This is a genomic window from Xanthomonas sp. SHU 308 (assembly GCF_000364645.1).
In the GTDB taxonomy this organism is placed as follows: domain Bacteria; phylum Pseudomonadota; class Gammaproteobacteria; order Xanthomonadales; family Xanthomonadaceae; genus Xanthomonas_A; species Xanthomonas_A sontii.
Genome location: NZ_AQOK01000237.1, coordinates 1 through 10,040, shown reverse-complemented (window position 1 = coordinate 10,040; position 10,040 = coordinate 1). Strand labels below are relative to the sequence as shown.

Annotated in this window: 10 protein-coding genes; 5 read left to right on the top strand and 5 right to left on the bottom strand. The window is 68.3% G+C overall.

The window, feature by feature from the left end; all coding sequences use genetic code 11:
- Window positions 1–188: hypothetical protein (locus tag D588_RS28485; RefSeq protein WP_232764265.1), on the top strand; the 188-nt coding region annotated here is incomplete at its 5' end.
- A gap of 171 nt (window positions 189–359) precedes the next feature.
- Here D588_RS28485 and tyrS read toward each other — a convergent pair.
- Window positions 360–1,571: a tyrosine--tRNA ligase gene (gene tyrS / locus D588_RS0108895; protein WP_017907599.1), complete on the bottom strand. Its 1,212-nt coding sequence runs from the start codon at window positions 1,569–1,571 to the stop codon at window positions 360–362.
- Window positions 1,572–1,739: 168 nt separating this feature from the next.
- On the opposite strand from tyrS, the gene D588_RS0108890 reads away from it, so the two are divergent.
- Together D588_RS0108890 and D588_RS0108885 are read left to right on the top strand one after the other, a co-directional pair.
- The gene (locus D588_RS0108890) at window positions 1,740–3,194 is read left to right on the top strand and encodes a peptidoglycan DD-metalloendopeptidase family protein (protein WP_026143531.1); all 1,455 of its coding nucleotides are present in this window, start codon (window positions 1,740–1,742) and stop codon (window positions 3,192–3,194) included.
- 89 nt (window positions 3,195–3,283) lie between these two features.
- Complete coding sequence (locus tag D588_RS0108885) at window positions 3,284–4,414, top strand: anhydro-N-acetylmuramic acid kinase (protein WP_026143530.1); 1,131 nt, start codon at window positions 3,284–3,286, stop codon at window positions 4,412–4,414.
- A gap of 15 nt (window positions 4,415–4,429) precedes the next feature.
- On the opposite strand, the gene D588_RS0108880 is transcribed toward D588_RS0108885, so the two are convergent.
- From D588_RS0108880 to D588_RS0108870, 3 genes are all read right to left on the bottom strand, one after another.
- Entirely contained in the window at window positions 4,430–4,657 is a 228-nt protein-coding gene (locus D588_RS0108880) for a hypothetical protein (protein ID WP_026143529.1), read from the bottom strand.
- A 150-nt stretch (window positions 4,658–4,807) separates the two neighbouring features.
- Complete coding sequence (locus D588_RS0108875) at window positions 4,808–6,172, bottom strand: MFS transporter (RefSeq protein WP_017915715.1); 1,365 nt, start codon at window positions 6,170–6,172, stop codon at window positions 4,808–4,810.
- On the bottom strand, window positions 6,169–6,969 hold the full coding sequence (locus D588_RS0108870) for an exodeoxyribonuclease III (RefSeq protein ID WP_017912369.1): 801 nt from the start codon (window positions 6,967–6,969) through the stop codon (window positions 6,169–6,171). The genes D588_RS0108875 and D588_RS0108870 overlap by 4 nt, the downstream gene beginning before the upstream one ends.
- A gap of 129 nt (window positions 6,970–7,098) precedes the next feature.
- Here D588_RS0108870 and pyrE point away from each other — a divergent pair, with 129 nt between their 5' ends.
- Window positions 7,099–7,758: an orotate phosphoribosyltransferase gene (gene pyrE, locus D588_RS0108865; protein ID WP_017907592.1), complete on the top strand. Its 660-nt coding sequence runs from the start codon at window positions 7,099–7,101 to the stop codon at window positions 7,756–7,758.
- An 18-nt stretch (window positions 7,759–7,776) separates the two neighbouring features.
- Window positions 7,777–8,448, top strand: a complete 672-nt coding sequence (locus D588_RS0108860; protein ID WP_051067856.1) for a hypothetical protein — start codon at window positions 7,777–7,779, stop codon at window positions 8,446–8,448.
- A gap of 49 nt (window positions 8,449–8,497) precedes the next feature.
- On the opposite strand, the gene D588_RS0108855 is transcribed toward D588_RS0108860, so the two are convergent.
- Window positions 8,498–10,040, bottom strand: a 1,543-nt coding sequence (locus D588_RS0108855; RefSeq protein ID WP_017915714.1) for a phosphomannomutase/phosphoglucomutase, incomplete at its 5' end; no start/stop codon positions are given.

Here is a 10,040-nt window from a genome sequence, read left to right as displayed (position 1 = left end):
CCTCGAAGCGAGCCGGCCATATTAGCCGACTTTTTCACTTCGTCAACACCTTTTTGAAGAGGTTTTTGACGCCCTTGGCGCGTTGCCGTGAAGGCGTTGCGTCAGGGGAGGGAAAGTATGGCCTCAAATCTCCCGCTTGGGAAGAGGGTGTGAAAACTTTTTTCACTCTCTCGTCGCGGCGAGCCTGATGGCGGTCGTCCGGCCGCGCCGGAGCATCCACTGCCGGGAAGTAGCGATTACTCTGTTGATAGACCGGACCGGCTGTAGATCGACTGCTCTCTATCTATATAGAGCATACGCCGCAGCATCTCCTCGGCCCTCCCGCCGCTGCGGATCAGCCGCAGTGGCCGGGTGCGGCCTCACCCGGCGATCAGTTGCACCCGGGCGAACGTCCGCTTGCCGACCTGCAGGACGCCCTCGAAGCCAGGCGCGAAACTCTGTTGCGGATCCTCGACCACCTCGCCAGCCACGCGCACCGCCCGCTCCTTAAGCTTGCGGCTTGCCTCGGAGTTGCTGGCGGTCAGGCCCGCGGCGGTCAGCAATGCGGCGATCCGCAGGCCTTCCGCCGGCACGGCGACCTGCTGCAGCGGCAAGGCGCTGGTGTCGCCCTGCCCGGTTACCACGGCGTGCCAGCCGACGATGGCCTGCTCGGCGGCGGCGGCATCGTGGAAGCGGGTGGTCAATTCGCGCGCCAGGCGCAACTTCACTTCGCGCGGATGCAGACTGCCGGCCTGCACCTGCTGGCGCAGCGCCTGCGCTTCGTTCACGCCGATCTCGAAGGACAGCAGTTCGATCCAGCGCCACATCAGCTCGTCGCCGATCTTCATGGTCTTGGTGACGATGTCGATCGCCGGCTCGCTGATGCCGATGTAGTTGCCCAGCGACTTGGACATCTTGTTGACCCCGTCCAGGCCCTCCAGCAACGGCATGGTCAGCACGATCTGCGCCGGCTGCCCGTAGTGCTCCTGCAGACCGCGGCCCATCAGCAGGTTGAACTTCTGGTCGGTGCCGCCCAGTTCGACGTCGGCCTTCAGCGCCACCGAGTCGTAGCCCTGCACCAGCGGGTACAGGAACTCGTGGATGGCGATGGACTGCTGCGCCGCGTAGCGCTTGGCGAAGTCGTCGCGCTCGAGCATGCGCGCCACGGTGTGCTGGCCGGCCAGGCGAATCATGTCGGCCGCACTCATCTGCCCGAACCATTCGGAGTTGAAACGGACCTCGGTGCGCTCCCGGTCCAGCACCTTGAACACCTGCTCCTCGTAGGTGCGGGCGTTGGCCAGCACGTCCTCGCGGGTCAGCGGCTTGCGGGTGACGTTCTTGCCGGTGGGGTCGCCGATCATCCCGGTGAAGTCGCCGATCAGGAAGATCACCTGGTGTCCCAGGTCCTGGAACTGGCGCATCTTGTTCAACAGCACGGTGTGGCCGATGTGCAGATCCGGCGCGGTGGGATCGAAGCCGGCCTTGATCCGCAGCGGACGGCCGCTGCGCAGGCGGGCCTCCAGTTCTTCACGCTTGAGGATTTCGTCGGCACCGCGGCCGATCAGGACAAGGGACTCTTCGATCGTGGACAAAACAGGAACTCCGGCGAGTGGCTTCAACAAACGTGAATGGCGTTAAGAGCGAGTTAACCGTGCAGCCAGGTGAAAATTCGAGCCGGCTCAATGGTTTGACGCGCTGTGGAACGATGTTTATGGTAGCCGAGTTTTGAGCTCGCGCTTCGGGCTCGTGAGGAAGCCTTGATGCCCAACAGTGATCAGGAACGCGCGCGCCGGCAGCGGTTCCAGCAACGCCTTCACGTTCTCCACGACACTGCGCTGCATCGCAAGTTGAAGGAACATCTTCCCGCCGGTCGCTGGACGCGCCGCCACTGGATCCACGCCAGCCTGTTCGCCACCATCGGCGCAATGGTCGCCACGATCGTCCCGGGCTTTTCCAACGCCATCGACGTGCCGCTGCAGACCACGCAGGCGACGCTGGCGCTGCCGTTGCCGCCGATCTCGCTTGCCCAGCAACAGCAGGCTGCGATCACCGACAACTGGCAGGTGGTGCGGATCGAATCCGGGCAGACCCTGGGCTCGGTGTTCGAGAAGCTCGGCCTCCCCGCCACGGTGATGCAGCGGGTGCTGGACCATCCGGGCACGCACGACGCGCTGACCAAGCTGCGTCCGGGCGCGGAAATCGGCTTCGACCTGGCGACGACGGGCGACCTGCGCGCCCTGCGCTTCGACCGCGATGCCACCCACCGGGTGGAACTGTCGCTGCTGGACGACGACATCAAGGAAAAGGTGATCGAGCGCGAGACCAGCACACGCACCGTGGTCACCAGCGGCGAGATCACCAGCTCGCTGTACGTGGCCGCACGCAAGGCCGGGCTGTCGCCGTCGGCGATCGCGACGATGACCGACGAGATCTTCAAGTACGACATCGACTTCGACAAGGACCTGCAACCGGGCGACCGCTTCAGCGTGGTCATGGACGAGACCTGGCGCGAAGGCGAGCGCATCGACACCAGCAAGATCCTGGCGGCGACCTTCACCACGCGCGGCAAGACCTACAGCGGCTTCCGCTTCGAGCGCGGCGGCAAGCCGGCCGAATATTTCGACGTGACCGGGCGGCCGCTGAAGAAGAGCTTCATCCGCATGCCGGTGTCCTACAGCCGCATCAGCTCCACCTTCGGCGCGCGCAAGCACCCGGTGCTGGGCACCATGCGCATGCACAAGGGCATCGACTACGCGGCGCCGACCGGCACCCCGATCATGGCCGCCGGCGATGCACGGGTGCAGTTCGTCGGCACCCAGCGCGGCTACGGCAACGTGGTGATCCTGGATCACGGCAAGGGCTACAGCACGCTGTACGGGCACATGTCGCGCTTCGGCGGCATCAAGGCCGGCCAGCGCATCAACCAGGGCACGGTGATCGGCTACGTCGGCATGACCGGCATGGCCACCGGTCCGCACCTGCACTACGAATTCCGCGTGGACGGGGTGCAGCGCAATCCGGCCTCGGTGACGATGCCGCCGCCGACCCCGCTGGCCGGCGCCGAACTGGCCGCGTTCCGTGCGCAGACCTCGCCGGCGCTGGCGCGCATCCAGCGCGTGGAGAAGCTGATCTACGCCGATGCCGGCGAGCCGGGGGCGAAGAAGAAGAAGGTCGTCGCCTCGTCCAAGGCCACCGCCTCGCACGACGCCGGCTGAGCACCGGCAGCCGGTTCCGCCGCGCCGCGCATTGACGGGCGGCGGCGCCTGGCACACGCTGCGGCGCCGTCCGCCGCCTGGTGCCTAGCATGTCTTCTCCTTCCGCCGTTCCCGACGACGCCCTGTTCCTGGGCCTGATGTCCGGCACCAGCGCCGACGGCATCGATGCCGCGCTGGTGCGCTTCGACCACGACGGCAACCCGCAGCTGCAGCTGGGGCGCACCTATGCGTGGGCACCGCAGCAGCGCGCGGTGCTGATCGCGCTGGGCGAAGGCGGCGACATCGCCTCGCTGGACGCGCTGGGCCAGCTCGATGCAGAGGTCGCGATCGCCTTCGCCGAGGCGGCGCTGCGCCTGCTCGACGACGCCGGGGTGGCGCCGGCCGCGGTGCGCGCGATCGGGTCGCACGGGCAGACCGTGCGCCATCGCCCGCTGGCCGACCCCGCCTTCACCTGGCAGCTCGGCGACGGCAACCGCATCGCCGAACTGACCGGCATCGCCACGGTCTGCGACTTCCGTCGCCGCGACGTCGCCGCCGGCGGCCATGGCGCACCGCTGATGCCGGCCTTCCATGCGGCGATGCTCGGGGCGGCGCACGAAGACCGGGCCGTGCTCAACCTCGGCGGCATCGGCAACCTGACCTTGCTGCCGGCGCACGGCGCGGTGCGCGGGTTCGACACCGGCCCGGCCAACGCGCTGCTCGATGCCTGGTGCCAGCGCCATCGCGACCAGCCCTACGATGCGGGCGGCGCGTTCGCCGCCAGCGGCGCGGTCGACGCCGACCTGTTGCAGCGCCTGCTGGCCGATCCGTGGTTCGCGCTGCCGCCGCCCAAGAGCACCGGGCGCGAGCAGTTCCACCTGCGCTGGCTGGAGGCCTGCCTGGACACCCCGGCGCCCGCGCCGGCCGCGGTGCAGGCGACGCTGCTGGAACTGACCGCGGCCACCATCGCCGATGCGCTGCTGACGCAGCAGCCGGCGACCCGGCAGTTGCTGGTGTGCGGCGGCGGCGTGCACAACCCGCTGTTGCTGGCGCGGCTGCAGGCGCTGCTGCCGGGGGTGCAGGTGCAGTCGACCCAGGCGCAGGGCCTGGACCCGGACTACATCGAAGCGATGGGCTTCGCCTGGCTGGCCCGGCAGACCCTGGCCGGGCTACCGGGCAACCTGCCGTCGGTCAGCGGCGCGCGCGGGCCGCGCATCCTCGGCGCGATCCACCCCGCGTAAGCGAGGCGTCGGGATTCAGAAGCCGCTGCCGGCCGGCAGCGCGCGCAAGGCCGCGATCGCCTCCGAGAGCGCATCCACCTCGCGGTGCTCGAACCCGCTGCGCACGTCATGCTCGCTGGAGAACAGGCCCTGCTCGATCAGCGCCAGCACTGCCTGGCGCTGGGTCCAGCCGCGGGCGACAGCGATGCGGCGGATGCGTTCGAGCAGGAACGGGTCGATATCGCGCAACACAAGGTCGCTCATGCGGACTCCCTGGCGGCGGCGCACGCGTGCGCCGTTGCCCATCATCCCCGTCCGGGGACGGCCTTTCAATCGCTGGACGGCAATGGCTGTGAGGCAATTGCGGATACGTGCCTCATATACACGAGCTGCTATGGCCGAGAAACCCAGCGATCAGGGCGTTTTCTGCCAGGCATCTCCCCTCATTCGTGGCTCACGCCAGATGAGCCAGATGATCATCGGTAACGCAAGGATGCCAATCGCAGCGGTATAGACAAAGAACGGAGGATAGCCCCAGGCGTCCACGATCTTGCCCCATTGACTGGCGATCGACTTGGCGGGAAGGCTCCACAGGGTTCCGAACAGAGCGTATTGCGTCGCCGTGTAGTTCGGACTGGTCAGCGATGACATGTAAGCGATGAAGGCCGTCCCGGCGATACCGTTGGCCACGTTGTCGGCGCTGATCGCAGTCGCCAGCCAGGCGATCCCAGGGTGGATGCTGGCGATATGCGCGTAGATCAGGTTGGCGCCACTAAGCAGGACCAATCCCATCAGCAACGTCCGCGCTATGCCGTAACGACGGACCAGGATGCCTGCCAGAAAAGCGCCGACGATCGTCATGAGGATCCCATAGACTTTGGAGACCAATGCGATCTGTTCCAGCGTAAACCCCATGTCCAGATAGAACGTATTGGCCGCAACGCCCATCGTGGTGTAGTTGAGTCGGTAGGTGATCACCAGGGAAAGGGACAAGATGCCCACCTTCCAGCCCATCCGCGCGAAGAAATCGACGAACGGGCAGATCACGGCACCGATGCACCAAGCAACCGTCGCTCTGATCCACGCCGGCCAACGCTGCGCGCGCGTTCGGAACGCCTCCACCATGGGTTCGATCGGACGTATTGGACCGCTGGTGCCCGTCATGGGTTCGGCAATGCAGAGCGTCGTGACAAGACCGACCAATCCGCAGACCGCCATGATCAGGTAGGACGCCTTCCAGCCCAGTTCTGCCGCCAAGGTCAGGGCACCGGCGCCGGTACAGATCAGCGCCAACTGGTAGCCAGCCTGATAGGCGGCGACCATCGCGCCTTGCGTATCGGCCTGAGCCGCCTCGATTCGATAGGCGTCCACGACAATGTCCTGGGTTGCCGCGGCGAAAGCAGTGCAGACGGCAAGCAAAGCCACCGCGCGCGCGTCCAGCGCGGGATTGGCCAGCGCGAGTGCGACCAGGCCGGCAACGACGCCGATCTGTGCAACCAGCATCCAGCTACGCCGCCGACCAAGTCGCGAGAGAACCGGGATCGGCAGACGGTCCACGATCGGCGACCAGAAGTACTTCAACGAGTACGCCAGCCCGACCAGACTGAAGTAGCCGATGGTGGTCCGGTCGATGCCGGCCTGGCGCAGACGCGCCGACAGCGTGGTCAGCACCAATGCGAACGGCAGGCCCGAGGAAAATCCCAGAAACAGCATCGCCCGCACCCGCGGGTTGGCGTATACGTCCAGCGACCGCCACCAAGCGCCCAGTGCTCCGATCACGTGCGGTAGTCCACCGTGAACGGCGCGTGGTCGGAGAAGCGCTGCGCGGTATAGATCGAACAGCCCTGCAGGCGCTCGCGCAGGGTCGGGGTGACGAACTGGTAGTCGATGCGCCAACCGACGTCGTTGGCGCGCGCCGCGCCGCGGTTGCTCCACCAGGTGTAGTCCTGGCCGTCCGGATGCAGCGCGCGGTAGGCGTCGACCCAGCCGCGGCCGCTGGCCGCATCGGCCTCCTCGGCGCGGTCGGCGCACAGGCCGTTGAGCCAGTCGCGCTCGGCCGGCAGGCAGCCGGAGTTCTTCTGGTTCGACTTCCAGTTCTTGATGTCCAGCGCCGAGCGCACGATGTTCCAGTCGCCGCACAGCACGTAGTCGCGGCCGCTGTGCAGCCACTCCACCAGGATCGGCCGCAGCCAGTCCATGACCTGGAACTTGTAGCCCTGGCGCAGTTCGCCTGAGGACCCGGAAGGAATGTAGAAAGACACCACGCTCAGGTTGCCGAAGCGCGCCTCGATGTAGCGGCCCTCCTCGTCGAACTCGGGCCAGCCCAGCGCGGTCCGCACCTCGTCCGGCTCGCGCTTGCTGTAGATGGCCACGCCGCTGTAGCCCTTCTTGGTGCTGGCGTCGCGGAACCAGACCCGGTAGCCGTCCGGCAGGAACGCCGGCCCGGCCAGCTGATGCTCCTGCGCCTTGGTCTCCTGCACGCACAGCACATCCGCCTGCTGGGTGGCGAACCACTCGAAAAAGCCCTTGGTGGCGGCCGACCGCAGGCCGTTGGCGTTGAAGCTGATGATGCGCATGGAAGAGCCGGGAATGGGGAAAGGGGAATAGGGAATGGTGAAAAGCATAGCGGTTGTTCCGTCTTCGCGGTCCTGCTGGGGTACGCTTTATCGATTCCCTATTCCCGTTTCCCCATTCCCGGCCCCCCAATGACCGACTACCGGCACCGTTTCCTGCAACTGGCCCTGGACGTGGAGGCGCTGCGCTTCGGCGAGTTCACGCTGAAGTCCGGGCGTCTCAGTCCGTATTTCTTCAACGCCGGCCGCTTCGACTCCGGCGCCAGCATGGCGCGGCTGGCCGCGTGCTACGCCGATGCGGCCGACGCGGCCGGGCTCGACTTCGACCTGCTGTTCGGCCCGGCCTACAAGGGCATTCCGCTGGCGACGGCGGTGGCCTGCGAGTACGCGCGGCGCGGGCGCGATTTGCCGCTGGCGTTCAACCGCAAGGAAGCCAAGGCGCACGGCGAAGGCGGCAGCCTGATCGGCGCGCCGCTGGCCGGCCGCCGGGTGCTGATCGTGGACGATGTGATCACCGCCGGCACCGCGATCCGCGAAGCGCTGGGCATCATCCGCGCCGCCGGCGGCGAACCGGCCGCGATCCTGGTCGCGCTGGACCGCCAGGAGATCGCCGCCGAGGACGACCGCCGTTCGGCGGCGCAGGCAGTGGCCGCCGAGGCCGGCGTTCCTGTGGTCTCGGTCGCGCATCTGGGCGACCTGCTTGCATTCATCGACGGAAACGCAGACCTTGTCGGCTTCCGCGAACCGCTGCTGGCCTACCGGGCCCGCTACGGCTGCGCTTCGTCTGGCTGACAGCAGGGGGCTGCCACGATGCCGATCCGACCACGCACTCGCGTCCTGCCGGCGCTGTTGGCGCTGCTCGCCTTGCCGGCCGCCGCGCAACAGGCGTCGGCGCCGTCCAAGAAGCTGTACTGCTGGAACCAGGGCGGCCAACGTACCTGCAGCGATGCGTTGCCGCCGGAAGCGGTGAACCAGGCACGCGACGAGTTCAACGCCACCAGCGGCATGCGCAGCGCCGAGGTCGGGCGTGCGCTGAACGCCGAGGAACGCGCCGCGGCCGCCGCCGACGCCGCGCAGCAGCGCGCCGACCAGGCCGCGCTGGAGACGCGCAAGCGCACCGACCAGGCGATGCTGCTGTCGTACCAGACCGAGGACGAACTGCGCCGGGTGTTCGCCGAGCGCATCGGCATCGTCGACAACAACATCCAGACCGCGCGCTACAACGTGGAGAGCCTGCGCCAGGGCCTGATCGGCCTGCTGTCCGGCGCCGGCGCGCGCGAGCTGGCCGGGCAGAGCGTGCCGGCCAAGACCGCCGACGACGTGCAGCAGCGGCACCGCGCCCTGCTGTGGCAACTGCGCATGCAGAAGAACTTCGAACAGCAGCGGCTCGGCCTGGATCAGGAAATCGAGGACGTGCTGCAGCGCTATCGCGCGGCCCGGGGCAACGGCCCGGCACAGTCCGCGACCACCGCCGGCGGCTGAGCCGTCGCACACCCCGGCGCCCGGACCAGGCCGGGCGCGCGACGCCGCCTCAGAAGGTCGGCGCCAGGCCCGGCAGCATGGCCTGCAGCTGCGCGCGGAACAGCGCCTTGATCCGCTCCAGCGCCGCCGCGTTGTCGGCTTCGAAGCGCAGCACTAGCACCGGCGTGGTGTTGGAGGCGCGCACCAGGCCCCAGCCATCCGGGAAGTCGGCGCGCAGCCCGTCGATGGTCAGCAGCCGCGCGCCGGCGAACGGCGAGCCCTCCTGCTGCGCCTGGGCGACCAGCTCGGCGACCAGCGCATGCGCGTCCTGCCCGTCCACCGGCAGCTTGATCTCCGGCGTGGCCACGCTGTCGGGCAGTTCGGCCAGCACTTCCGACGGCGATTCCTCGCGCTGGGCCAGGATCTCCAGCAACCGCGCCGCCGCGTACAGGCCGTCGTCGAAGCCGTACCAGCGCTCCTTGAAGAAGAAGTGGCCGCTCATCTCGCCGGCCAGTTCGGCATCGGTCTCGCGCATCTTCGCCTTGATCAGCGAATGCCCGGTCTTCCAGACCAGCGGGCTGCCGCCGTTGCGCAGCACGTAGTCGGACAGCTTGCCGGTGCACTTGACGTCGTAGATCACCAGCGCGCCGGGATTGCGTTGCAGCACGTCGGCGGCGAACAGCATCAGCAGGCGGTCCGGGTAGATCACCGTGCCTTCCTTGGTGACCACGCCGAGGCGGTCGGCGTCGCCGTCGAAGGCCACGCCGAGGTCGGCGTCGAAGCGCCGCACCGTCTGCACCAGATCCTCGAGGTTGTGCGGCTCGCTGGGATCGGGATGGTGGTTGGGGAAGGTGCCGTCGACATCGCAGTACAGCGGCACGACCTCGGCACCGATCGCTTCCAGCAGGCGCGGCGCCAGTTCGCCACCGACGCCGTTGCCGGCATCGGCCACCACCTTGAGCGGGCGGTCCAGCTGCACGTCGTCGGCGATGCGCTGGATGTAGTCGTCGCCGACATCGCGCTGCTGCAGCCGGCCCGGCTCCTCGGCCGTGGGCAGGCGGCCGGCGCTGATCCGCGCGTACAGGTCGGCGATGGCGGCGCCGGACAGGGTCTCGCCGCCGACCACGATCTTGAAGCCGTTGTAGTCGGCGGGGTTGTGGCTGCCGGTCACCGCCACGCAGCTGCCGGCGCGCAGGTGGTAGGCGGCGAAGTAGACCACCGGGGTCGGCGCCAGGCCGATGTCGGTGACATGGCAGCCGGCGCGGCGCAGGCCTTCGATCAGTGCGGCCGACAGCTCCGGCCCGGACAGGCGGCCATCGCGGCCGACCACCACCTCGTTGAGCCCCTGCTCCTGCATCACCGCGCCGATCGCCTGGCCGATCAGCGCCGCGACCTGCGGGCTGAGGTCGCGGCCGACCACGCCGCGGATGTCGTAGGCGCGGAAGATCTCCGGCGCCACCGTGAACGCCGGCACCGGCTTGGCCGGCGCGGTCTCCTCGGCGGTGGACGAAGGCGGCGGGGGCGGCTCCTGGCGTTGCAGGCTCTGCTGCAGGGTGTGTTCTTCGGCCACCGCCGGGCCGGCGCGGCGCACCCGCGGCTGCGGCAGGCGCCCG

Coding starts and splice junctions, on each gene's coding strand:
- D588_RS0108890 (WP_026143531.1), top strand. CDS start 1,740: ATGCCCAACAGTGATCAGGAACGCGCGCGCCGGCAGCGGTTCCAGCAA.
- D588_RS0108885 (WP_026143530.1), top strand. CDS start 3,284: ATGTCTTCTCCTTCCGCCGTTCCCGACGACGCCCTGTTCCTGGGCCTG.
- D588_RS0108880 (WP_026143529.1), bottom strand. CDS start 4,657: ATGAGCGACCTTGTGTTGCGCGATATCGACCCGTTCCTGCTCGAACGC.
- D588_RS0108870 (WP_017912369.1), bottom strand. CDS start 6,969: ATGCGCATCATCAGCTTCAACGCCAACGGCCTGCGGTCGGCCGCCACC.
- pyrE (WP_017907592.1), top strand. CDS start 7,099: ATGACCGACTACCGGCACCGTTTCCTGCAACTGGCCCTGGACGTGGAG.
- D588_RS0108860 (WP_051067856.1), top strand. CDS start 7,777: ATGCCGATCCGACCACGCACTCGCGTCCTGCCGGCGCTGTTGGCGCTG.